Source organism: Roseburia sp. CLA-AA-H209, from assembly GCF_020687575.1.
Classification (GTDB): domain Bacteria; phylum Bacillota; class Clostridia; order Lachnospirales; family Lachnospiraceae; genus Roseburia_C; species Roseburia_C amylophila.
In genome coordinates this window covers 69,271-90,727 of the sequence record NZ_JAJEQU010000005.1, presented here as the reverse complement: position 1 = coordinate 90,727, position 21,457 = coordinate 69,271, and the positions used below count along the sequence as shown (strand labels likewise).

Here is a 21,457-nt window from a genome sequence, read left to right as displayed (position 1 = left end):
TTATATAAACAATCAATAGTCCCTTACTAAGGACAGGAAGATTATGAAATTTCCCTGTCCTCTTTTAATAATATCCTCGTTCTTCCATCCAGTCTTTCACATAACATCTGATTCCAATATAAATAATATGCGACAGTAATAGCAATACAATAAGATTTATCGGATTAGCGTTTTTAATCCATTCTCCAAAGTAAATTACAACAGCTGTACTCGTTATCGCTACCACGATACTGATGATATCCCAACAATATTTCCGGTAGATTTTTCCTACCTGATAACCAATCCCGATTATCAGCCACCCGGTTATTACGAATAAAATTGCCATGACAGTACCGGCAATCAGCCAGTACACAATCCCGGAAAGAATACTGTTAGGTATTCCACTGCTTAACTGTCCGAAAGAGTCTGCACCTGTCACAAACTCCCGAAATAAACTTCCCATTCCTTTTCCTAACGCACCGAAAAAGACGATACAGTCGTTAAGGAAAACCGGCGAAAGAATCGCAGTAAACAGTGTTGTTGTTATGCTGTACCATGCCAGTAGAAACAAGATACTTTCATAACCAATCGTCATATTTTTATATTTCTTTTCTAACTGGCTTTTACGGCTATCGCATTTTTCTTTTGCTTTCCGGTAAGCAGTACGGTCACATTTTTCACATTTCTCATAAGGCACTTTTTTCTCAACAGCTACCTCTACCGTCTTTTGGTGTGTCTGTGCATAAAGTTTTTCCTGCTCTGCTTTTTCATACTTAAATTTCCATGCCACGGCTTCTGCGTCGGCTCTTTTCCTGCTGTCTGTCTCGCTGGTCAATCGTTCCTCTGTTTGCCTTAATCTTGTCCGCAATGCTTCGATATTCTCGGCTCTGTTTTCGCTGTTCAATTTCTCGTTCAAGGTCAGCGATTCGCTTAGCTGCCTGTTTAGTTCCTGGATTGTCTGGTCTTTCTGATCCAGTTCGTCCTGCATCTGTTCGGTCATCAGCAGAAGTTCTTCCACCTGCCCGACGTTCTCTAAGTTTCTGCATTCGCTCATCGATCTCCCTCGCTTTCTCTATCTGCTGTTTAAGGTCAGCAATTCGCTGTTCTGTTTCTGCAATAAGCTGTTCTCGTTGTTCAGCTTCTGCGTTAATTCCTGCCATTGCTGATTCTCGTTTTCCAACTGTTCGATTCTGGTTTTCTGTTGCTCGATCTGTGAGAGCAGTTCTTCTGTATCTGGCAAAAGATTTAGCAGCCTGGATAATTCGCTGTTTAAGCTTTTTAAACTCTGGTTCTGCTCCTGAAAAGACAGGAGCTGCCTGTCCCGTTCCTGCAATTCCTGTACCATCTCTGCCATAAGATTCTGCTGTTCCTCGATCTGGTTTATCATTGTCTCCATCATGGGAATGACTTCCCGGCTTTCTTCTAATGTCACGCAATCGCTCCTTCCATTGTGTTAATGCACTGGATACTTTTCCAAAAGAAATCTGTATTTTATCCAGCAGTGCATTTTGTCTTTTTATGATCTGGTTTTCCTCTACTTTCCATGAAGTAGAGGATGTCTGTCCGTTTTGAAATTTCTCGTCAATTTTTCTGGCATCTGCGCCCTCATGGATCGTCGGTATCTCTAATTTTCCCTGCCTTGCATAAGAACGGTGGTCAATGTGATTTTCCGTTTTCAAATGTGCATTACAGACGTTTGCCCATTCGCTCCGCCATAGCTCACAATTTTTCGGATTGTTCCACCCGGTAGCATCGGTTAATACACGTTTCCACTGTTTGCGGTTCCTTGTCCCGACTTTCTGGACTCCATTTTCATCAAGTACGGGGATTCGGATTCCATGACGGTCAGGGTTCTTTTTATCCTGCCACCAGTCCGGATGGGATTCATCCACCACAATATTTCCATTTTCATCTCTGACAAACTCCCAATCCTTGATTTCTTTGTTCCCCCATGAGTGGTCTGGATTGAATGGTCGCATCGTCACAAGTAAATGCACATGGGGATTTCCATCTCCTTTATCGTGGATACTCCAGTCCGCACACATTCCCTTATCTACAAAGGTCTTTTGAATATATTCAGTTGTATAATCAATCTGTTCCTGTCGGCTCCATTCTTTCGGAAGCGAAAATTCAAATGACCTGCCGAGTTGTGCATCCGAGGTCTTCTCAATCTTCAAAACTTCATTCCATAAACGCTGTTTCTGAAAAGTAAGTTTAAATTTTCCCAGTGCAGCATCTTTGTTATCTGCTCTTTTATATCGGGCAGATTTCTGAAACCGTCTGATATTTTCAGCAGGTACGTTCAGCCATTCCTGTGGTGCATTTTCACACATCAACAGGCTGGTATAAACGACTTCTTTTTTGGCAGTGTAGTAGCTGATCCTGCCTGTTTCTTCATTTTTCATCACATCACCATTGAGATACGCAGATGCTGATATGATGGATTTCCCTTTGCTGCGTCCAACAATCTTTACTGTATAATGAAAAATCGCCATGCTCCGTTTCCCCCTTTCTGCCGTATCCGGCTTTGATTTCCGGCAGGTAACGTTTTCCCAAAAAGAAAATGGTATCTGCCGGAACGCCCTCTGCGTAAGAGTGCCCTGTGCATAACAGCCTGCATGGAATGCGCCCCTCTGGCGAAGAGTGCCTCCTGCGGCATGAGCAGGTCTGGCTGAAAGCCCCGCCGACGGAACGAGCCCGGCAAGCATAAGCGCAGACCGGTTGCCACCTGTGGCAAACTTATACGGACGACCTCTGGTTGTCCATAAGTGCGCCCTTCATGAAAAAGCAATGAAGGGAATGGAAAATCCACTCCCTCCGGCATTACACTTCCTCCGTATTCGCAACTGGCTCTTTCTGCATTGCCTTTGAGAAGAATTTCCCATTTGCTTCCTGCCTTTTTAAGAAGCCGATCAGCTTTGGGATATCATCTTCCTCAATCGCAGAACCCAGCACCGATTCCACCGCACCACCAATCTGGCAGAGCCTGTGTGTCCGCTTTTTAGTTTCCACATCTTTCTGACGTTTCTTCAGTTCCCGTTTCTGTGCTGCATACTGTTTTGCTTTCTCAAGGCTTTCCTGTTCTTTCTTTTCCAACTGGAGCATACGCTCCTCATAACTCTTTGTTGATCTTGCCATAAATATCATCGTCCTTTCTTTTTCTTCCAAACATAAGTTTCCTGTTGTCTGTCAGACGAAGTACATGGTATAATCTGTTTGCGTGTAGGTATATCATGACTCCGGTCTGATAGAACCTTTGGCGGTTTCTTCGGGAACCGCTTTTTTAAGTTGAACCGTTTCTTGTGACTGCTTTCACATTTCCCTTATCCCTCAAGTCTCTGCCCTCGTTGGCTTCCATAAAAAGTTCCAGCATATCCGTTTTGATCAGGACTTTTCTCCCAACCTTTAATACCGGAAGTTTCTTCCATTCCACCAGTTTTCTCAGGGTGTTCCTGCCGATTCCCGTATAATCAGCAGCTTCTTCAATAGATAAGGCAATCTTTCTTTGTGTCATATGACCACCTCCTTTTAAATTGCATTATGCAATTTCATTTGTGCTGTCAGTATAGCGTGTTTATATTGCTTTGTCAAGCATTATGAAATTTCATTCGTTTTCTATAAATTGCATATTGCAATATATTTTGTTGCGTGGTATAGTAATGACATACCGAAAAAGGAGGCACATCAGCATGAAAGATAAAGAACTACGCAAGCTGATCGGCAGCAGGGCAAAACAGCGCCGTCTCGAATTAAATCTGACACAGCCTTATGTCGCAGAGAAGATGGGAGTTACCGCTTCCACAATCCTGCGTTATGAGAATGGTTCGATTGACAATACCAAAAAGATGGTACTGGAAGGTCTTTCGGAAGCACTTCATGTATCGATTGAATGGCTCAAAGGGGAAACCGATGAATATGAAACTGATATTACGGATAAGAAGGAATTGCAGATTCGTGATGTGATGGGCGATATTCTCAAACAGTTACCTCTTGATCTTAATAAAACAGAAGACGCTTTTTCTAAAGACTTACTGCTGTTAATGTTAAAGCAATATGAACTGTTTCTGGATTCGTTTCAGTTCGCCTGTAAAAATTACAAAGGCAGTACCAAAGATGCGGACATTGCCAAAGTAATGGGATTCGAATCGAAAGATGAATATAATGAGATTATGTTTCTCAGAGAGATCACACATACTGTCAACGCATTTAACGATATGGCAGATGTGATAAGGCTCTATTCAAAGAAACCGGAAGCAGCCGAACAAAGACTTGCCAATCTTTTATCCGAAGTTATGTATGAGGATTCTGAATCGGTATAGTAAGACAACCGGAGTTGTGATATACTTACACGCAAGAAGCATTTCAACAGTTCCGATTGTCTGATATCGAAAGGAGAAATACAATTATGGCAAAAGGATCTGTTAGAAAAAAAGGAAAAAAATGGTACTATCGCTTCTATGTAGAAGATGCAAGCGGTAAAATGGTTCAGAAAGAATATGCTGGAACCGAAAGTAAAAGTGAGACGGAAAAACTTCTCCGCAAAGCACTGGAAGATTACGAAAATAAGAAGTTTGTCGCAAAGGCAGACAGCCTTACGGTAGGAGAGCTTCTGGATATGTGGGCGGAAGAAGAACTGAAAACCGGGACACTCAGCAACGGCACAGTGGAAAATTATCTTGGTGCAATCCGCTGTATCAAAAAACACCCGATTGCAGACCGCAAACTGAAAACAGTTACTGCCGAACATTTACAGGCATTTCTTGATCTGCTTACATTCGGTGGTGAGTTTCCAGACGGGAAAGTAAGAAAGGGATACAGCAAAGATTATATCCATTCTTTTTCCGCAGTGTTACAGCAGTCATTCCGTTTTGCAGTATTTCCAAAACAACTAATCAGTTTCAATCCGATGCAATATATCAAACTGAAACGACAGGCAGAGGAAGTTGACCTCTTTTCCGATGATGAAGTGGAAGAAGGCACACAACCGATTTCGCATGATGATTACGAGCAACTTATCAAGTATCTGGAAAAGAAAAACCCACCTGCCATTCTACCGATTCAGATTGCGTATTATGCCGGGCTCCGTATCGGAGAAACCTGTGGTCTTACATGGCAGGACATTAACCTTGAGGAACAATGCCTGACCATAAAACGCAGTATCCGCTACGACGGCATGAAACACAAAAACATTATTGGACCAACGAAGCGGAAAAAAGTTAGGATTGTTGATTTTGGCGATACCCTGACTGAAATACTGAAAGCTGCCAGAAAGGAACAACTCAAAAACCGGATGCAGTATGGCGAATTATATCACCGCAATTACTACAAAGAAGTTCATGTGAAAAACAGAGTCTATTATGAATACTATCACCTTGACGGAACGCAGGAAGTCCCGGCAGATTACAAAGAAATCTCCTTTGTCTGCTTAAGACCGGATGGCTCTTTGGAACTGCCGAGTACACTCAGCATTGTATGCAGATCAGTGTCAAAGAAACTGGAAGGATTTGAAGATTTCCATTTCCACCAGTTACGTCACACCTACACCAGCAATCTGCTTTCCAATGGGGCTGCACCGAAAGATGTACAGGAACTGTTAGGACACTCTGATGTCAGTACCACAATGAATATTTACGCTCACTCAACAAGAAAAGCAAAACGGGATTCCGCAAGACTTCTTGATAAAGTAGTGAGCAATGCTTAACTAAAAATTTCCCTTATTTCCCTTGCGGATTCCGCATAAGGGCAAAGATAAGGGAAAATACATATCATTTCACTATCTAAGAGGCTGTAAGCCTTGAAAAATAAGGAAAGTTCAGGAAATCTCTCCACAAATTCCGATTTGATGAAAATCAATGAGATTGAAGAAAAAGATGAGCGCAATCAGCTCATTCGCAGCAAAGCGCAGGCAATATCCGGAGAGATACTGCACTGGCTGCTGATGGCAGGTGCTTGGGTATGTATTTTTTTCGACGCACCCATATGGACTGTTCTTACTCTTGTAGGCGCTTTCCTGCTGAAAACAATCCTTGACTTTATTTTGATGGCATATTACCAGCATAAGATGTGACGGAGGATATTATGAAATTTGTGATTGAACACTTGTCAAAGAGCTTTGAGAAAAAGGAAGTTCTCAGAGATATTGATTTTACTTTTGATGAAGGGAAAATTTATGGGCTGCTCGGCAGAAACGGCGCTGGAAAAACAACGCTGTTTAACTGTTTGAACAGGGATTTGAAGGCGGACAGCGGCAATTTCTATATAGAAGATGAAAACGGCGTCCGCCGTGAGGTGTCCGCAGAGGACATCGGATATGTACTCTCTACCCCGACCGTGCCGGAGTTTCTTACAGGCAGGGAGTTTTTGAAATTCTTTATGGACATCAACGAGAAGTCTATCAAAAATCCGAAAAGCATTGACGAGTATTTCGATTATATGAGTATTGAGCCGGAGGACAGGGATAAACTGCTCAAGGACTACTCCCACGGTATGAAAAACAAAATGCAAATGCTCATCAATATCATCGCTCAGCCGAATATCCTGCTGCTCGACGAGCCTTTGACATCCCTTGATGTGGTTGTGGCGGAAGAAATGAAACAACTGCTCCGTTCACTGAAACAAGACCGCATTACCATTTTCTCCACTCATATTATGGATTTGGCGCTTGACCTCTGCGATGAGATTGTGCTGCTTAATCACGGCGAACTGGAGGTCGTGGAGAAAACCGATCTGGACAGCAGGGAATTTAAGGATTAAATCATTGCGGCACTCAGGGAGGAAGGAAATGAATAAGACGCTTAAAATATCTTTTTCCCTGAAAAATACATACCGTGTCAACGGTGTCTTGTTTTCCTTAAAGCAGATACCGCTCGTAAAGCGGCTGCTTCCGGCAACGCTGTATCAGGTAAAGGGGCTGAAAATCTTTGCAAACATTTTGTCCGTGCTGTGGGAAATCGTTTCTGTATTCCTCGGCAAGTTCCTTTACTTTATCACGATGGTATGCGGTATCGGTATCCTTTATAACGGACTGCCGGAGAATGAGGTGTTCCTGCATATCCTGCTGATTCTCACGGTAATCGGCAGCTTTGTAAACACACACCTTTTCAATCCGACAAAGGATAAATATTATGCGATGATCCTGATGAAAATGGACGCACGAGAATATACGCTTGTAAACTATTTCTACTCCATCCTGAAGGTCGTTGTGGGCTTTTTGCCCTTTACGATTCTGTTCGGTATGGACAGAGGCGTACCTTTGTGGTTTTGTCTGCTCCTGCCCCTTTGCATAGCGGGTATGAAGCTGTTTGCGGCGGCTGTTACCCTGTGGGATTATGAGAAAAGGGGATTTGGCTACAACGAAAATAAGCTGTCCAAATATGTGTGGTGCTGTATCGCCCTGCTTTTAGCCGCAGCCTATGCTCCGCCCGCCTTTGGTTTTGCTTTGCCTGCGGTCGTACCAATGGTTATATTTTTAGCGTGTATTCCCCTTGGTATGGCAAGTATCACAAGGCTCACTACCTTCCGTGATTATTACGCAATCAACAAGGAATTATTAGCCGGATTGACCAATCAGATGGACAGCACGGCACAGACAAAGCTTATCAAACAGGCAAATGAAAAGAAAATATCCGCAGATACTTCCATTAGCAGCAACCGCAAGGGCTTCGAGTATCTGAATGAGCTGTTTATCAAAAGGCATAAAAAGATACTCTGGAACTCGACAAAGAAGATTTCCTATGTGTGCGCTTTCCTTGTCGCCGCCGTGCTGGCAGGCGTCTATCTGCTGCCCGAAGAAAAAACCGTCATTAACGAAATCGTGATGACTTGGCTTCCGTACTTTGTATTTATAATGTACGCTATCAACCGTGGCACGAACTTTACACAGGCGCTTTTTATGAACTGCGATCACAGCCTGCTGACCTATTCGTTTTATAAGCAGCCAAGCTTTATCCTGCGGCTGTTTCAGATTCGCCTGCGTGAGATTATGAAAATCAACGCTGTTCCGGCGCTCGTGATCGGTATCGGACTGGCGCTGATCCTGTTTGCCACCGGAGGGACGGACAATCCGCTGAACTATGTAGTGCTGGTTGTTTCCATCCTGTGTATGAGCCTGTTTTTCTCGATTCATTACCTGACGATTTACTATCTGCTCCAGCCTTACAATGCAGGGACGGAGCTGAAAAGCGGCACATATCGGATTGTTTTGTCAGTAACCTATGTCGTCTGTTTTGCTCTTATGCGGCTGCGTATGCCGATTATGATATTTGGAATAATGACGATTGTTTTCTGTGTGCTTTACAGTATTGTCGCCAGCATTTTGGTATACCGCTTTGCGCCGAAAACCTTTAGGCTGAGAACATAACGGGGCGGTTTTACCGCCGGAAATCCATAAAAAGAAACGGAGGATTTATTTATGAGAAAGTGTCTCAGATGTGGAACGGAAATGAAAGAAAACTGCGCCATCAAGGTAGAAGGCGCAGGATACGGAATTGTAATGTCATCGGACGAAAATAAGCTGTTCGGCGGCAGAATCGGCAAGCCGAAGGTAGCAATCTGTCCCAAGTGCGGCGAAGTCTCCATCTATGTGGAAGATGTAGAGAAGCTGTGACGGTAAATGGAGGCGGTATGAAATGAAAAAGATTTTATCTGTGTTTTTGATGTCATTCATCGTATTCGCTCTCTCTGCTTGCAATGCTGATGTCGTGAAGATGGAAGATTATGAGTGGAAAATGAGAACGGTTATGAGCAATGATACGGAAGCTGCCCAATATCAGGATGAACTCGTGGTTGCCGTAGGAGAAGCTGACGAGCTGTATCCTGACGCTGAAATCGTGGATATGACTTTGACTGCTAAAGATGGAGAAATCACGATAACGGATACCACAAACGGCAAGACATATAACGGCACTTATGAGGTAATGCAGAAAACGCCGAAGGGAACGGACTATGAGATTATCATTGATGGAGTGACCGGCTATGCTACCGTAGCTCCTACGGAATACTATGATGGCTCAGAGATTCCAACACTACCAATCAATATAGATGGCTATTCCTTATACTTTATCCCAAATGAGTCGTAATCTACTCAGGTTAGAGAAAGGCATAATGATGAAGATCGAGATTGAAAAGGATTTTCCCCAGTATTTTAAGCCAGCCTATCCGGAAGAATTTGAGCTGTTCTCTCACTTTGAAGTAACAGCAGGAATACCGACCGTTCTCTTTGCTGTCACGACTTGGAAAGAGAACGGGAAACCGAATGTGTGCTTTCATTCGTGGAGCTGCTTTCACGGAGATAAGACCGCTTTTTTCGCTGTGATGGGCAACCTGTATCAGCATACCCACACCTATGCCAATATCCAAAGAGAAAAATGCTTTTGCATTAATTTTCTCCCGATAAGCTGTTATGACAGGTTGGTAAATACCATTCATCAGAATGAATGGGACGATGACGAATTTGCAGCAGGAGGCTTTACTGTTTCCAACGCCAAAACCATTCACGCACCTGTAATCAATGAAGCGTTTCTCACGATGGAATGTACCCTGAAAGATATACAGGATTTAAGCGGTGCAGGTATTACGGCTATGGTCATCGGACAGGTACAGCACATCTCTGTGGAAGAAGCGTATGCACAAGGGTATGAATTAAGATATGGCAAGGACGGATTTATGCTGCTCGTGCCTGCGCCGCAAGACCTTGTTACCGGAGAGCCAAATCAGTCGGCGATTGCCACCGTGCATATTGAGAAATACGACTGATTTAAGGAGAGAGCAAAAATGGCGGTTTCAAATATAAAAGCGCTGATCCCCGGCGAACTTCAAAAAGTGTGGGAGCTGGTGTTGAATACGGAGAATTACGCTGCTTGGAGAAGCGACTTGAGTAAAACAGAAGCGATAAGCGACAAGCAATTTATCGAATATACCAAAAACGGCTACCCTACGACCTTTACCGTGACGCTTGTTAAGCCATACAGACGATGGGAATTTGATATGGAAAACAGCAATATGACAGGTCATTGGACTGGCATTTTCACTGCCAAAGGCGATGAAACAGAGATAGATTTTACGGAACAAGTGAAAGCGAAGAAATGGCTGCTGAAGCCTTTTGTGAAATCGTATTTGAGAAAGCAGCAGACACAGTTTGTTGCGGATATAATGAAAAATTTTTCATAAAGACTTATATATAGGAAGGCGGTTTGTTATGAAGAAGTATGAGTATATGACAGTTGATTTAAGCGCAGAGCCATCATTTAATGTTCATATTAAGCTGGATCGGTATATTGAGAAGCTCAATGAATATGGAAAACAGGGCTGGCGTTTGATTTCCGGAACTGATGACTGGAAGTATTCGATCTTTGAGCGTGAAATTGATGATGAAGAATAAAAGACAGGAGGCGTATAACCTATGAAAGATATGATCGGATACTGCGGATTGGACTGCGAAAAATGCGACGCATACACAGCAACCATCAATGACGATCAGGTTTTGCGGGAGAAAACGGCGAAACTGTGGGCAGAGTTAAACAACGCCCCCATTCTGCCGGAACATATTAACTGCGAGGGCTGCCGTATGAACGGAGCGAAAACGGTATTTTGCGATAGTCTGTGTGGGATTCGGAAGTGTGCGTTAAATAAAGGCGTTTCCACTTGCGGCGACTGTCCGAAATTAGAAAACTGCCCGACTGTTGGAGCGATCCTCGAAAACAATCCGGTGGCTTTGGAGAATTTGAAAGGATAGAATACATAGAGTATCAAATTGGAATTTGTGGTGATGAGGAAATGACAGAAGAAACTAAATTAAGAATAATGAATGAACTGCAACAGCATGGATATGCCATAAACAATATCAATGATTTGTTTAATATATCTCATAAAGATAGAAAACTTATTCCTTATTTGTTAGAATTGCTCGACTACTTATCTGATGAAAGAGATAAAGAATTTGTTGTACGTTGTTTAGGGGTAAAGGGATTTACAGAAGCAATACCGAAGTTGTTAACAGAGTTTAAAAGTGCAAAGAATAATTATTACCGTTGGGCGATTGCAAATTCAATCAATATTATACACAGTATGACAATAGAAAAAGAGCTGATCGAGTTGTCATCAAGCAAAAAATATGGTACTGGACGGCAAATGTTAGTGCTTTCTTTGGGAGAATATAAGTCGGATTTATCATTAAACTGTTTGGTCAGTCTCTTAAATGACGAAGAAGTAAGAGGTCACGCTTTACAGGCATTAGGAAAATGCGGAAATCCTGAAGTATTATCAGATATTGAAATGTACTGTAATTCTGAGAATAATTGGATAAAGAAGGTAGCAATCAATGCAGCTAAAAAAATCAAAAGAAAATATCTATAAATCCTAAGTTGTCGAGCTTGAAAAGGAGCGAATGAAATGGCTTTTGACTACAAGAAAGAATATAAAGAATTTTATATGCCGAAGAACAAGCCCGGTATTATAGAGATTCCGAAAATGAACTACATCGCAGTCCGGGGAAAAGGCAATCCCAATGAGGAAAACGGGGAATATAAAAGCTCCATCGGCTTGTTATATGGAATTGCCTTTACCATAAAGATGAGCTACAAGGGAACTCATAAGATCGAGGGCTTCTTTGAGTATGTCGTGCCGCCCCTTGAAGGGCTTTGGTGGCAAGAAAACACACAGGGACTTGATTACGCCAGAAAAGAAGATATGCACTTTATCTCTATGATCCGACTGCCAGATTTCGTAACGAAGGAAGATTTTGAGTGGGCAGTTCAGGAAGCAACAAAAAAGAAAAAGCAGGATTTTTCTAAAGTTGAGTTTTTCCCCTATGACGAGGGGTTATGCGTTCAGTGTATGCACATCGGCTCGTATGACGCTGAGCCAGCCACCGTTGATTTAATGCACGACTATATGAAAGCAAATGGGTACGAACTGGATATTACGGATACAAGATACCATCACGAAATCTATCTGAGCGATCCGAGAAAATGTGATGTGAGCAGACTGAAAACGGTCGTGCGCCACCCGATCCGGAAAGCGGAGTAATCGGAGGTTAGTATGCCAAAAGAAGTCGAGCCCAAAAATACGACAAGGGCTGCGGCGTATGCGCTTTGGATGAAAGCGCCCAATCCAATGGTCACTTTTTTCAAGACCTTTGATGTGACCAATCTGATCAAGGTCAGCAGGAAAAGAAATCTGAAATTTAATATGTTGCTCGATTACTGTATCGGCAGAGCTGCCGCAGGGGTAAAGGAATTTTACATCCTTCCGGTTGGCGATAAGCTCATACAGTATGACACCATAGCAGTCAATACCATCGTGAAAAACAAAGAGGGCGAAGTCAGCTCCTGCGACCTTTCCTATAAAGCCGAGTTAAATCAATTCAACGAGGAGTATCTGAAATATACGACACAGGTCGCCGCAAGGTGTCAGGACAGGGACTTATCCGAAAACAGTATGGTCATCGGCACTTCCGCCATCATAGATACGGAAATCGACGGAGCTGTTGGTATGAACAGCGGCATTTTCAACAATCCCTTTATTATTTGGGGCAGATACAAAAAGAAATGGCTTCGGTATTACCTGTCTCTCTCTTTCCAGTTCCATCACACGCAGATGGACGGCGCTCACGCAGGCACATTTTTGAAGAACTTGCAAGATGAAATCAATCTGCTGAAGTAAAAAACCGTAGGGCTTTCATTGAAGCTCTACGGTTTTTAACATTTATTGAGTATGACTATCCTTTGGAATAGGGAAAGAAATTGTAACGGCAAATCCACCTTGTTTGCCGTGATCGAAAGACACTGTACCATTATGGGCGGAAACGATCTGTCCGACAATCAAAAGCCCTAAGCCGTGCCGTGGCTCGGTTGTCCCGCTGTCACTCATCATATAGTGGGGCGTAGTCCTGAGTTTCTCTAACTTTTCATCGGTAACGCCGACGCCGTTATCTTCTACGACGATTTTATATTCTGTATCGCTTTTTCGGACGCATACTGAAATCGTACAGCCATCAGGATTGTGCGTTTGAGAATTTGTAATCAGATTTCCGATTGCCCGCCGCAACAACTCTTTATCTCCATTTATGACACAGGCAGTCAATGCTTCATCTGTATTCCATTCTATCGGATACTTTTCTTCCATATCTAAATTGATAAAGTCAACAACGCTTTGTCTTGCGATTGCTACGAGATTGACAGGCTCTGGATGGATCGGCTGCATATTATATTCTAACTTCGAGGCAAGATTCAGGTCATTGATGAGATTTTTCATTTTTGTACTTTGCTGACGGATAATCCGTGCCTTTTTCCTTTCGCTTTCCGGTAGGCTTTCATTGTCCTCAATCTGTCCGGCATATCCCATTACCATAGAAAGTGGTGTGCGAATATCGTGAGAGACTCCGGAAATCCAGTTTGCTCTTGCTGTTTCCTTTCTTTGCAGGTTTCGCTTCTGTTTTTGGAGAATATCCGATGTTTGATTGATTTTAGCGGCAAGGTCGGATAAAAGTCCTTTTTCCTTGACATAAACAGGCTCACCTGAAGGTAGCGCCTGTATGCCGTTTGTAATCGGTTTAACGGATTTCAGCAGCTTGGAATTGGCGATCATATAAATCAGGAAAATCAAAAAAACATTCACACCGATTACAATCAGGACAGTATACGGGGCGTTTTTGATGAAATCATAATCCCAACTCGGAGACATATGTTTCCAATATCGGTCTTTCGGATAGCCGACAACGACCAATCCATTTTCGCATTCTCCCGTATAGGTCGGGTATCCATCAATATATCCTCGTGTCAGACTTGCAATGTCGGAGATCGTATAGTGCAGAGGAACGGTATCCGGCAGATTTTCCGTGTGCCATTTTACCTCTAATGTGTCATTATCTATATAGATTGCCCACGCATTCTCCCCGCTTAACCGCTCCGTCATATCGCCGGATAAGATATATCCCGTTTCTGTTTTCTGTAAAGCTTCAGCAGTTTCTTTTGCAGTCGTCCACGGTCTGCCATTTGCCGTTTGACTTGCGGAAATAGCAGCAAGAATAATAATGTTAAGGACGATGACCAAGACTGTGCTTAACAGCAATATGCCTACAAACCGCCGAATGAGTTTCGTAATATCTTTCATATCATTTCCCCGTTAATACTAACTTGTAGCCTAAGCCTTTTACCGTAATGAGGGATACCGGCTTTGACGGGTTAGCTTCAATTTTTTCTCGGATTCTGCGGATATGCGCCATCAGCGAGTTTTCATATCCGTATGGATTATCTCCCCACGCAGCTTCGCAGAGCTGATCGATGGTTACAATTCTTCCCGCATTGCGGTAGAGCGCCAGCAGTATATCGTGTTCTTTTGCAGTCAGCGGGAAATGTTTATTTTCTTTTATCACTTCGGCACGGTCAAAGTCAATTTGGCTTCCGGCAAGTTGGACGATAGGATCTTCGCCTTTGTAGTACCGCCGCAGAATGATTCCGATACGCAGGGATAATTCTTTTGGCAGGAACGGCTTTACCATATAATCATCTGCACCAAGTCCCAATCCTTTCAGCTTGTCCTCATCTTCTCCACGGGCAGTTAAAAAGAGAACTGGGACTTCGGTAAAAGTCCGCATTTGTTCAAACAGAGAAAAGCCGTTCCCATCGGGCAGCATTACATCGAGAATGGCAAGATCAGGCTCCCAATCCCTGCATATTTTCAGAGCTTCGGCTACTGTTCCAGCAGTCTTGATTGTTTTGAAACCGTCCTGCTCTAAAATAGATGTTACCATTTCACGCAGATCAGCCTCATCATCTACGATGAGGATTTTTTTGTATTTTAAGTAATCATAGTCCATAATGCAATTCTCCTTTTTCTATATTATAGCATATCATTCCTGCATTTTCGCAGTGCAGTTCAAATGTAAGGTAAATGTAAGATAGAGAGAAGGTTGACACAAGGTTGCGCCTTTATACTAAAGACAACAAAGGAAAGGAGATTTCACAATATGAATATAATCGAAACTCAAAATCTGACGAAAACCTACGGCGATTTCACGGCAGTATCCCATCTGAATCTCCATATTCGCAAAGGAAGTGTTTATGGATTTTTAGGTCCGAACGGAGCGGGAAAATCCACAACGATGAAAATGTTTCTCGGTTTGACGCAGCCGACAGAAGGAAGCTTTCATATTGACGGAAAAACATACCCTTCAGACCGAGTTCCCATTTTGAAGGAAGTTGGCTCATTTATAGAAGCACCCGCCTTTTACGGGAATCTGAGCGGAGAGGAAAACCTTGAAATTATACGGAAAATTCTTGGGCTTCCAAAAAGCAGTGTCGATGACGCTCTGGAGCTTGTCGGCTTAACTGAATTTAGAAAAAGACTGGCAAAGAAATATTCTCTTGGTATGAAGCAGCGTTTAGGTTTGGCAGGCGCTTTGATCGGCAGACCGCCGATCCTGATTCTCGACGAGCCGACCAATGGACTCGATCCGGTGGGTATTCACGAGATACGCACCCTGATTCGTTCCCTGCCGCAGAAATATGACTGCACGGTATTGGTTTCTTCTCACTTGCTTCCTGAAGTAGAACTTATGGCTGACGATATTGGTATTCTGAATCACGGTCATCTGCTGTTTGAAGGAACAAAGGAAGAATTGAAAACAAGCGCTCGTGCCGCCGGATTTCCAACGGATAATCTGGAAGATACTTTCCTTGCTATGATTGATGAAGATAATCGCAGGAGAGGAGGTACGGTATGAGTCTCTTAATAGAATCCAAAAAGCTGAAGCGCACAGGCTATCTTCCTGCTTTTTTGGCAGGTGGCTTTCTTGCAGCAGCTTTTCCGGTTGTCTATATGATGGTAAAAGCAGAGGAAATGACTGCACTCGCAGGCAATCCGATTAACATACTGATGTCTGCGAACTGGCAGATGATGGCGATGTTGAATATTCTCATTTCCATTTGCGGCGCTTGTATGATGTACCACACGGAATATGCCGATAACGGTATGCAGAAAATGTCGGTGCTGCCCATTCGTCAAGGTAGTATGTTCTTTGGAAAATTTCTAATTGCCGCTTTGGTATTATCCGCAATGGTGGTCATAGAAATGGCAGTCTTAGTCGGCTGTGCAAAGTATTGGTTTCCAAGTTATGTGTTTGACCTGACCGAAATATTGAAAACCGCAGGTTTCCAAATTATAGTTACGCTGCCGACTGTAATGCTTATGCTGGTTATTGCGTCTGCCTGTAAGAATATGTGGGTATCCCTTGGTATTGGCGTGATTTTAGTATTTACGCTTTCCATTCTTCCGCAGGATAATATTGTGTTGAGCCTGTTCCCGTTTGCTTCCCCGTATCAAATGCTCTCTGCGGCAGTGGAAAATAGCCGCACAGCCTTATTTTTAGCTGTTTGCGGGATTGAAACGGTCGTGTTCGGTATTGCAGAAGTCCTTTATCTTCAAGTAAGGAGGTGTTTTGAATGAATTTCTTATCATTAGTCGGAGTGGAACTCAAAAAAATCCGCCGCTCCAAAATCTTATTGATCTTGCTGATCCCTGTCATTATGATGTGGATTCCAAGCATTATCAATGCGGATATGAACTTCGACCTGAGAGGAATCCCGATTACGCCGGAAAACAACTTTTTCATTCAGGGCTTTATGGGTATGGTTTGGTTTATGATCCCGGCGTCGCTGGTCATCTGTACGGTACTGCTGAATCAAACGGAACGCTCCAATAAAGGGATTTTGAAAATGCTGTCCCTGCCGATTAGCACAACGAAACTATGTCTTGCTAAATTCACAGTCCTGATTTTGTTGGCGGCATTTCAGATGGTTATGTCCATAGGAGCGTACTATATCTGTGCGGCAATCGTTACCCATACGCAGGATTATAATTTTATCCTTGAGCCATTATATGTCTGCAAAAATGTATGTAGTATCTATGCCGCTGCAATTCCAATGGCTGCTGTATACCTTGCGGTTTCCACTTTAATTCAATCTCCCATTTTTTCGGTCGGTATCGGTCTGGCTTCGATTGTACCTTCCGTGCTTATGATAAACACAAAAATCTGGTTTGCCTACCCGATGAGCTACCCGTTCTATCTGATAATGGTGGCGTATGGGAGAGCTGCTGAAGGTGTTTATGAAACACAAATCGCTTGGCTTCCGTGGCTGCCTGTTGCAGTCGGAATCACTATTTTGGCACTTGTCGTATCCTGTATGCGATACGGCGCATCTGAAAGGAGATAACTACAATGAAAAACAAAATTTTAACTGCGATTTCTACCATTATGCTCTTTGTCCCGTGGACGATCCTGCCACTGCGTACCTTTGATTGGGCGCTGGAATCCCCGGTAGCGGAGATTATGGTTTACAGTTACGCCGCCTTTATGATTTTTTCAGGTATCTTTTCCATTCTCAGCTATACCAAAGGAAAAGTAAAATCCAAACTTATGCAGGTATGTGTCGTGATTAACAGTATTTATGCGGTTGGCGCAATCGCAATTATCGGTATGAATATTGTAACGAGGATTGGCGGGTGATGATATGAAAAAAATAAAAATTCTGACTGCCGCTTTGCTTTCCTTATGTTTGGCTTTTGCTGTTACAGGGTGCAGCGGCGACAACCTGAAAGATAGTGTTATAAACGGCTTTAATGATATGCTCCAGCATTTCAGCAAATATGCCCTTACGGACGAAAAAGATTTGCAGGGCGATAAGACCAAAGGGGAAGATACCTATACCGGCTCCTATACAGCAGATTATGAGGATTTCAATGATAAAGAATACATCTTTGGAGGTACTGCGTTAGAACGGGATAAAGGAAGTGAGCTTAATGTAACTTACGAGTTGACGGTTGATTCCGGCACGGCGAAGCTTTACTGGCTTGATAAGGGCGAAGAAAAAATGATTGCCGATACAAGTAAAAACGGAACATATTCCGTTACCCTTGATGAAGGCGACAACTACCTTACTTTAGAAGGTAATGATTTTTGCGGCTCATTACAGGTGGTTGTGGAATGATTGCAAAAGCAAGAACAAATCCGCTAAATCTTTGTGCTATGCCTAATACTTTGGAATGTTCGATAAACCGCTAATTCACTCTTGTTCAGATAAAGCAGAGCTGGATTTAATTCGCCATCTACTTTGCCATTGTCGCCATTTAACTCGCCATTTAATTTGCCATTCCGTATTGTCGCATTGAGCATAAAAGCGTTATCAATTTTATTTCCCCATTTTTTAGCATAACATTGAGTAGTGAAAAGAATGAAAACCGCAGGACTTCGATATATAGCTCTGCGGCTTTCAGCTTTTCGATATTTTAGTCTCTTTTGATATGCTTTTGTATATCTTCCACAGACGGGAGCTGTTTGCTCAAAGCTTCAGGAAGCTCACTTGTAACTTTGTATTCGCTGACACCGATTGGCTTTGACATATCTTTTAAGGCATATTCAGCGACTAATGCGTTTTTGCTTTTGCACAGCAACAGACCGATAGAAGGATTGTCATTATCCTTTTTCAAAATCCCGTCAACGGCTGAGAGATAAAAGTTAAGCTGTCCAGCATATTCCGGCTTGAATTCTCCGGTTTTCAGCTCAATCACAACATAGCAGCGAAGATTAAGGTTGTAGAACAGAAGATCAATGTAAAAATCATCGCCGCCGACATTGAGATGATATTGATTGCCGAGAAACGCAAATCCCGTTCCCAACTCTAAAAGCAGCTTCGTTACATCCTGAACAAGAGCCTGCTCTATATCCCGTTCTACCATATCTTCCTTGAAAGGGATAAAATCAAAAATGTATGGATCTTTCATTGTTTGTACGGCAAGCTCACTCTGCGGCGAAGCAAGTCGGCTTTCAAAGTTTGAAATTTTATCAGCAATAGCCTGCCGTTCATACAAGCCGCTTTCAATCTGATGAATCAAGACATTATGCGACCAGCCATTTTCTGCGGTCTTTCGTATATACCACTCTCTTTGCTTTTCTCCTTTAACCTTATCCAAGATTGCAACATTGTGTGACCACGGAATTTGTGCAGACACCGTCTGCACAAATTGCTCATCAGGATAAGTGCTTGCAAATTTTGACATATATTTAAGGTTGCGAACAGAATAGCCCTTTGCGTTCGGGAACGAGAGCTTAATATCAGCCGCCAGATTTTCAATAAATTTATTGCCCCAAGATTTATGCTCGTTTATGATTTTTCCGATATTGTAATACAGCATAATCAGCTCTTTATTTACACTTAAAGTAGCTTTGTACTGCGCCTGCTGAATTTCCTGTTTGATAGTTTGCACCAAATCAAGATACTCGTTATTATTCATCAACATCTTTATACCCTCCAGTTATCTATTTCAAAAATTGATTGCGGTATTCCTGATGACGGAAACGATAGCCCTGTGCGATCAGCGTGTCCGTTTTCAATGCGACCAAGTTTATATCTGAGTGCATTGCCCGTGCGATCTGCTGAATATCATACCCATTTTCGATATATTCCAGTATTTCATCATCGGGCAGGGAAATTTGGGAAGCAAAGATGTTTGCCTCGTATTCCATTCGGCTTTGCCGCATATCGAAAATGTTAAATTCCTTGAAGCCGCCAGCCTTGACCGCTTCTTCTCTATGTAATGCGTCGTGTCCGATCTCGTGCAGCATTACGATACGCTCCATTACAGGGTGCAGATCGTCTTTTATAAAGATAAAGCGGTTACGCATTAAAACCTTGTATGCCCCTCGCTGCTTCTTGAACGATAACGGGATAACTTCTATCCCCAGTTCTCGTGCGATTTTATGTGGATCGTTTGTGCCAAGCTCATTTGTCAGCCGATTCGCCTTTCTGACAATCTCCAAAGTCTGAATATCCAAGAGCAAACACCCCCATTCTACTGTCGGTAAGTATATCTTATCAAATGCACTGTCCGAAAAAGAGGACATCAAGCGCTATTTTCTATATTTTTTGGGAGTGTACTTTTTATTCTTCTCTTTGGCGATCCAGTACGCTTCCTGAATGCCTTTCATCATCTCGTCCAAATCCTCATCTGCAAGTTCGCCGCCTGCAAAAAGTCCTGTAACTTCTGCCATAAGCTCCTTTGCCTGTCTTGCGCCATTGCGTCCATATTTAGATTCGGCGTTCAGCAAAAATTCCTCATCATCTGTAAGCAGATAGTTGACATCGACCTTCAGGACTTCCGCCATCTTATAATAGGTTTCCCTTTTTTTCGGATAGCGGGTGCCAGCCTCATAATTCGATACTGTCCGCAGAGAAACGCCGATTGCTTTTGCAAACTCATCTTGCTTTAAGCCTGCTTTCGTGCGGGCTTCTTTTACCTTTTCACAGAATTTCATTTCATCTGACCTCCAAATTATTCGACCTGATTTGAAAATATCTTGCGTATCTGTATTGACAAGCGCAAGTAAATTTCGTATAATGTCAATACGCAAGTAAGTTGCGTATACATAATACCTTAACTTGCGTATTTTGTCAAGGGAGTTCAGCAAATTAGCTTGAACTTTTATCTACCAACAAATGATACCCGTTTTAAGGATTGAGGCGAACAGATGGGACGGAAAGATACACTCGCTGCGAAAAGCATTCGGAAAATGTATGAGCAGCTTAATTTGAATCAATCGGATATATTCTCGAAAACAAAATTGCTTCTTGGCGTATACCGTGATGTGGTCTGGATTACGCTGAGCGAGTCTGCCCGTGTGAATGAGGAGCTGGCATATTACGGAGAAGAACTGGACAGCGCCCTTGTCTATTTGGAGCTGTTTGCGCCGGATACCGAGAAGCAGGAGTTTGAGAGCCGTATCAGCGCTTTGTTTGAGAACAAGTGGATGGTTGACCTGATTGATACCGCTATGGCGAAAATATATGACTACCATAACAACGGCAGGCTGTACCACGAAATCATATCGAAAAGCTACCTGACAGCATTTCGGTATACGGAGAGCGAACTGCTCGATCTCTTGAATATGGAGCGCAGTACCTTTTACGACCGGAAACGGGAAGCGATTTTGCTTCTCGGCGTATCCCTGTGGGGATATGCGATTCCGTGCTTCAAAGGAATCTTTAATATGAAGGGAGCTGATGAAAGCGGCGATATTCCCGATTTTTTCAAATAAAGGCTTGTCCGACTAAAGTCCGACGAAATCCCTACTGAATGTCCGACCTTGCGTATGCTACACTGTGTATGCTGCCCGAAGAACGGCTTTCGTTTACAGAACGAGGTTGAAAACGAAATGGCAGAAAATTGGCACAGTTTTGCCGATGATACGGAAAAGCAAATCTGTTACAATTAGTATGCCTAAAGCTTTGAGAATTTTTCTTGATTTTTAAATGCTGGTTGAATATCTTTTAGGCGGCAATACAGCAGCTTAGGCAAAACGAATTGAATATGTGTTTTGAAGAAGCAGTTATAGCTTTCAGCCTTCGGGCGTGAATGTTATAGCTGCTTTTTTGTGCAGCCCTTTTCGCTTTTGTCAGGCGGAAAGGGAGCTTTATGTCTATTGCAG

The 21,457-nt window shown here is 42.9% G+C and carries 29 protein-coding genes; 20 read left to right on the top strand and 9 right to left on the bottom strand.

The window, feature by feature from the left end; genetic code table 11:
* Positions 1-64: 64 nt before the first annotated feature.
* The 4 genes from LKD41_RS06405 to LKD41_RS06390 all read right to left on the bottom strand — a co-directional run bounded on the left by LKD41_RS06405 (position 65) and on the right by LKD41_RS06390 (position 3,493).
* A complete protein-coding gene (locus LKD41_RS06405; protein ID WP_009243742.1) occupies positions 65-814 on the bottom strand; it encodes a DUF6040 family protein in 750 nt (249 codons plus the stop codon).
* Positions 753-2,474: a MobA/MobL family protein gene (locus LKD41_RS06400; RefSeq protein ID WP_009243741.1), complete on the bottom strand. Its 1,722-nt coding sequence runs from the start codon at positions 2,472-2,474 to the stop codon at positions 753-755. Before LKD41_RS06400 ends, LKD41_RS06405 begins: the two co-directional genes overlap by 62 nt.
* Positions 2,475-2,802: 328 nt before the next feature.
* Positions 2,803-3,117, bottom strand: a complete 315-nt coding sequence (locus LKD41_RS06395) for a DUF3847 domain-containing protein (protein WP_002578306.1) — start codon at positions 3,115-3,117, stop codon at positions 2,803-2,805.
* Between the two features lie 145 nt (positions 3,118-3,262).
* Positions 3,263-3,493, bottom strand: a complete 231-nt coding sequence (locus LKD41_RS06390; protein WP_002578307.1) for a helix-turn-helix domain-containing protein — start codon at positions 3,491-3,493, stop codon at positions 3,263-3,265.
* Positions 3,494-3,668: 175 nt separating this feature from the next.
* Between LKD41_RS06390 and LKD41_RS06385 the strand changes: the two genes are divergently transcribed.
* The 14 genes from LKD41_RS06385 to LKD41_RS06320 all read left to right on the top strand — a co-directional run bounded on the left by LKD41_RS06385 (position 3,669) and on the right by LKD41_RS06320 (position 12,639).
* A complete protein-coding gene (locus LKD41_RS06385) occupies positions 3,669-4,298 on the top strand; it encodes a helix-turn-helix domain-containing protein (protein WP_117347817.1) in 630 nt (209 codons plus the stop codon).
* An 86-nt stretch (positions 4,299-4,384) separates the two neighbouring features.
* Positions 4,385-5,680: a tyrosine-type recombinase/integrase gene (locus LKD41_RS06380; RefSeq protein ID WP_117347818.1), complete on the top strand. Its 1,296-nt coding sequence runs from the start codon at positions 4,385-4,387 to the stop codon at positions 5,678-5,680.
* 93 nt (positions 5,681-5,773) lie between these two features.
* Complete coding sequence (locus tag LKD41_RS06375) at positions 5,774-6,046, top strand: hypothetical protein (RefSeq protein WP_227700740.1); 273 nt, start codon at positions 5,774-5,776, stop codon at positions 6,044-6,046.
* Positions 6,047-6,057: 11 nt separating this feature from the next.
* Complete coding sequence (locus LKD41_RS06370; protein WP_227700739.1) at positions 6,058-6,732, top strand: ABC transporter ATP-binding protein; 675 nt, start codon at positions 6,058-6,060, stop codon at positions 6,730-6,732.
* Positions 6,733-6,760: 28 nt separating this feature from the next.
* The gene (locus LKD41_RS06365; protein ID WP_173729004.1) at positions 6,761-8,338 is read left to right on the top strand and encodes a hypothetical protein; all 1,578 of its coding nucleotides are present in this window, start codon (positions 6,761-6,763) and stop codon (positions 8,336-8,338) included.
* Between the two features lie 51 nt (positions 8,339-8,389).
* A complete protein-coding gene (locus LKD41_RS06360; protein WP_173729005.1) occupies positions 8,390-8,584 on the top strand; it encodes a nucleic acid-binding protein in 195 nt (64 codons plus the stop codon).
* 22 nt (positions 8,585-8,606) lie between these two features.
* Positions 8,607-9,056 carry a hypothetical protein gene (locus LKD41_RS06355; RefSeq protein WP_227700738.1) on the top strand — a complete coding sequence of 150 codons (450 nt, stop codon included), beginning with the start codon at positions 8,607-8,609 and terminating at the stop codon, positions 9,054-9,056.
* Between the two features lie 28 nt (positions 9,057-9,084).
* Positions 9,085-9,732 carry a flavin reductase family protein gene (locus LKD41_RS06350; protein ID WP_173729021.1) on the top strand — a complete coding sequence of 216 codons (648 nt, stop codon included), beginning with the start codon at positions 9,085-9,087 and terminating at the stop codon, positions 9,730-9,732.
* 18 nt (positions 9,733-9,750) lie between these two features.
* Complete coding sequence (locus tag LKD41_RS06345) at positions 9,751-10,146, top strand: SRPBCC family protein (RefSeq protein WP_015518008.1); 396 nt, start codon at positions 9,751-9,753, stop codon at positions 10,144-10,146.
* A 28-nt stretch (positions 10,147-10,174) separates the two neighbouring features.
* A complete protein-coding gene (locus tag LKD41_RS06340; protein WP_015518009.1) occupies positions 10,175-10,357 on the top strand; it encodes a DUF4177 domain-containing protein in 183 nt (60 codons plus the stop codon).
* A 21-nt stretch (positions 10,358-10,378) separates the two neighbouring features.
* Entirely contained in the window at positions 10,379-10,711 is a 333-nt protein-coding gene (locus LKD41_RS06335; protein WP_173729007.1) for a DUF3795 domain-containing protein, read from the top strand.
* Between the two features lie 41 nt (positions 10,712-10,752).
* On the top strand, positions 10,753-11,331 hold the full coding sequence (locus LKD41_RS06330; protein ID WP_173729008.1) for a HEAT repeat domain-containing protein: 579 nt from the start codon (positions 10,753-10,755) through the stop codon (positions 11,329-11,331).
* 36 nt (positions 11,332-11,367) lie between these two features.
* Positions 11,368-12,003: a GyrI-like domain-containing protein gene (locus LKD41_RS06325; RefSeq protein WP_173729009.1), complete on the top strand. Its 636-nt coding sequence runs from the start codon at positions 11,368-11,370 to the stop codon at positions 12,001-12,003.
* 12 nt (positions 12,004-12,015) lie between these two features.
* Complete coding sequence (locus LKD41_RS06320) at positions 12,016-12,639, top strand: CatA-like O-acetyltransferase, family 2 (protein WP_173729010.1); 624 nt, start codon at positions 12,016-12,018, stop codon at positions 12,637-12,639.
* Positions 12,640-12,681: 42 nt separating this feature from the next.
* On the opposite strand, the gene LKD41_RS06315 is transcribed toward LKD41_RS06320, so the two are convergent.
* Positions 12,682-14,088 carry a sensor histidine kinase gene (locus tag LKD41_RS06315; protein WP_055194903.1) on the bottom strand — a complete coding sequence of 469 codons (1,407 nt, stop codon included), beginning with the start codon at positions 14,086-14,088 and terminating at the stop codon, positions 12,682-12,684.
* Position 14,089: 1 nt separating this feature from the next.
* Positions 14,090-14,794: a response regulator transcription factor gene (locus LKD41_RS06310; protein WP_055194901.1), complete on the bottom strand. Its 705-nt coding sequence runs from the start codon at positions 14,792-14,794 to the stop codon at positions 14,090-14,092.
* A gap of 150 nt (positions 14,795-14,944) precedes the next feature.
* Between LKD41_RS06310 and LKD41_RS06305 the strand changes: the two genes are divergently transcribed.
* Genes LKD41_RS06305 through LKD41_RS06285 form a run of 5 tightly spaced genes read left to right on the top strand, consistent with a single transcriptional unit; the run spans position 14,945 to position 17,963 of the window.
* Entirely contained in the window at positions 14,945-15,700 is a 756-nt protein-coding gene (locus LKD41_RS06305) for an ABC transporter ATP-binding protein (protein WP_055194899.1), read from the top strand.
* Positions 15,697-16,422: an ABC transporter permease gene (locus LKD41_RS06300; protein ID WP_055056851.1), complete on the top strand. Its 726-nt coding sequence runs from the start codon at positions 15,697-15,699 to the stop codon at positions 16,420-16,422. The genes LKD41_RS06305 and LKD41_RS06300 overlap by 4 nt, the downstream gene beginning before the upstream one ends.
* Positions 16,419-17,189, top strand: a complete 771-nt coding sequence (locus tag LKD41_RS06295; protein WP_055056852.1) for an ABC transporter permease — start codon at positions 16,419-16,421, stop codon at positions 17,187-17,189. The genes LKD41_RS06300 and LKD41_RS06295 overlap by 4 nt, the downstream gene beginning before the upstream one ends.
* A 5-nt stretch (positions 17,190-17,194) precedes the next feature.
* A complete protein-coding gene (locus tag LKD41_RS06290) occupies positions 17,195-17,482 on the top strand; it encodes a hypothetical protein (protein WP_055056853.1) in 288 nt (95 codons plus the stop codon).
* Positions 17,483-17,486: 4 nt separating this feature from the next.
* Entirely contained in the window at positions 17,487-17,963 is a 477-nt protein-coding gene (locus LKD41_RS06285) for a hypothetical protein (protein ID WP_227700736.1), read from the top strand.
* A 298-nt stretch (positions 17,964-18,261) separates the two neighbouring features.
* On the opposite strand, the gene LKD41_RS06280 is transcribed toward LKD41_RS06285, so the two are convergent.
* From LKD41_RS06280 to LKD41_RS06270, 3 genes are all read right to left on the bottom strand, one after another.
* Positions 18,262-19,266 (bottom strand): PDDEXK nuclease domain-containing protein, encoded by a 1,005-nt coding sequence (locus LKD41_RS06280; protein WP_055056866.1) that lies wholly within the window; start codon positions 19,264-19,266, stop codon positions 18,262-18,264.
* A gap of 25 nt (positions 19,267-19,291) precedes the next feature.
* Entirely contained in the window at positions 19,292-19,807 is a 516-nt protein-coding gene (locus tag LKD41_RS06275; protein ID WP_227700735.1) for an ImmA/IrrE family metallo-endopeptidase, read from the bottom strand.
* Between the two features lie 75 nt (positions 19,808-19,882).
* Positions 19,883-20,287 carry a helix-turn-helix domain-containing protein gene (locus LKD41_RS06270; protein ID WP_015518025.1) on the bottom strand — a complete coding sequence of 135 codons (405 nt, stop codon included), beginning with the start codon at positions 20,285-20,287 and terminating at the stop codon, positions 19,883-19,885.
* Positions 20,288-20,500: 213 nt separating this feature from the next.
* Between LKD41_RS06270 and LKD41_RS06265 the strand changes: the two genes are divergently transcribed.
* The gene (locus LKD41_RS06265) at positions 20,501-21,067 is read left to right on the top strand and encodes a hypothetical protein (protein ID WP_227700734.1); all 567 of its coding nucleotides are present in this window, start codon (positions 20,501-20,503) and stop codon (positions 21,065-21,067) included.
* The last annotated feature ends 390 nt before the right edge of the window (positions 21,068-21,457 follow it).

Coding starts and splice junctions, on each gene's coding strand:
- LKD41_RS06300 (WP_055056851.1), top strand. CDS start 15,697: ATGAGTCTCTTAATAGAATCCAAAAAGCTGAAGCGCACAGGCTATCTT.
- LKD41_RS06355 (WP_227700738.1), top strand. CDS start 8,607: ATGAAAAAGATTTTATCTGTGTTTTTGATGTCATTCATCGTATTCGCT.
- LKD41_RS06330 (WP_173729008.1), top strand. CDS start 10,753: ATGACAGAAGAAACTAAATTAAGAATAATGAATGAACTGCAACAGCAT.
- LKD41_RS06265 (WP_227700734.1), top strand. CDS start 20,501: ATGGGACGGAAAGATACACTCGCTGCGAAAAGCATTCGGAAAATGTAT.
- LKD41_RS06380 (WP_117347818.1), top strand. CDS start 4,385: ATGGCAAAAGGATCTGTTAGAAAAAAAGGAAAAAAATGGTACTATCGC.
- LKD41_RS06400 (WP_009243741.1), bottom strand. CDS start 2,474: ATGGCGATTTTTCATTATACAGTAAAGATTGTTGGACGCAGCAAAGGG.
- LKD41_RS06335 (WP_173729007.1), top strand. CDS start 10,379: ATGAAAGATATGATCGGATACTGCGGATTGGACTGCGAAAAATGCGAC.
- LKD41_RS06285 (WP_227700736.1), top strand. CDS start 17,487: ATGAAAAAAATAAAAATTCTGACTGCCGCTTTGCTTTCCTTATGTTTG.
- LKD41_RS06310 (WP_055194901.1), bottom strand. CDS start 14,794: ATGGACTATGATTACTTAAAATACAAAAAAATCCTCATCGTAGATGAT.
- LKD41_RS06295 (WP_055056852.1), top strand. CDS start 16,419: ATGAATTTCTTATCATTAGTCGGAGTGGAACTCAAAAAAATCCGCCGC.
- LKD41_RS06290 (WP_055056853.1), top strand. CDS start 17,195: ATGAAAAACAAAATTTTAACTGCGATTTCTACCATTATGCTCTTTGTC.
- LKD41_RS06365 (WP_173729004.1), top strand. CDS start 6,761: ATGAATAAGACGCTTAAAATATCTTTTTCCCTGAAAAATACATACCGT.
- LKD41_RS06360 (WP_173729005.1), top strand. CDS start 8,390: ATGAGAAAGTGTCTCAGATGTGGAACGGAAATGAAAGAAAACTGCGCC.
- LKD41_RS06390 (WP_002578307.1), bottom strand. CDS start 3,493: ATGACACAAAGAAAGATTGCCTTATCTATTGAAGAAGCTGCTGATTAT.
- LKD41_RS06315 (WP_055194903.1), bottom strand. CDS start 14,088: ATGAAAGATATTACGAAACTCATTCGGCGGTTTGTAGGCATATTGCTG.
- LKD41_RS06350 (WP_173729021.1), top strand. CDS start 9,085: ATGAAGATCGAGATTGAAAAGGATTTTCCCCAGTATTTTAAGCCAGCC.
- LKD41_RS06325 (WP_173729009.1), top strand. CDS start 11,368: ATGGCTTTTGACTACAAGAAAGAATATAAAGAATTTTATATGCCGAAG.
- LKD41_RS06280 (WP_055056866.1), bottom strand. CDS start 19,266: ATGAATAATAACGAGTATCTTGATTTGGTGCAAACTATCAAACAGGAA.
- LKD41_RS06395 (WP_002578306.1), bottom strand. CDS start 3,117: ATGGCAAGATCAACAAAGAGTTATGAGGAGCGTATGCTCCAGTTGGAA.
- LKD41_RS06385 (WP_117347817.1), top strand. CDS start 3,669: ATGAAAGATAAAGAACTACGCAAGCTGATCGGCAGCAGGGCAAAACAG.
- LKD41_RS06305 (WP_055194899.1), top strand. CDS start 14,945: ATGAATATAATCGAAACTCAAAATCTGACGAAAACCTACGGCGATTTC.
- LKD41_RS06345 (WP_015518008.1), top strand. CDS start 9,751: ATGGCGGTTTCAAATATAAAAGCGCTGATCCCCGGCGAACTTCAAAAA.
- LKD41_RS06320 (WP_173729010.1), top strand. CDS start 12,016: ATGCCAAAAGAAGTCGAGCCCAAAAATACGACAAGGGCTGCGGCGTAT.
- LKD41_RS06370 (WP_227700739.1), top strand. CDS start 6,058: ATGAAATTTGTGATTGAACACTTGTCAAAGAGCTTTGAGAAAAAGGAA.
- LKD41_RS06340 (WP_015518009.1), top strand. CDS start 10,175: ATGAAGAAGTATGAGTATATGACAGTTGATTTAAGCGCAGAGCCATCA.
- LKD41_RS06270 (WP_015518025.1), bottom strand. CDS start 20,287: ATGAAATTCTGTGAAAAGGTAAAAGAAGCCCGCACGAAAGCAGGCTTA.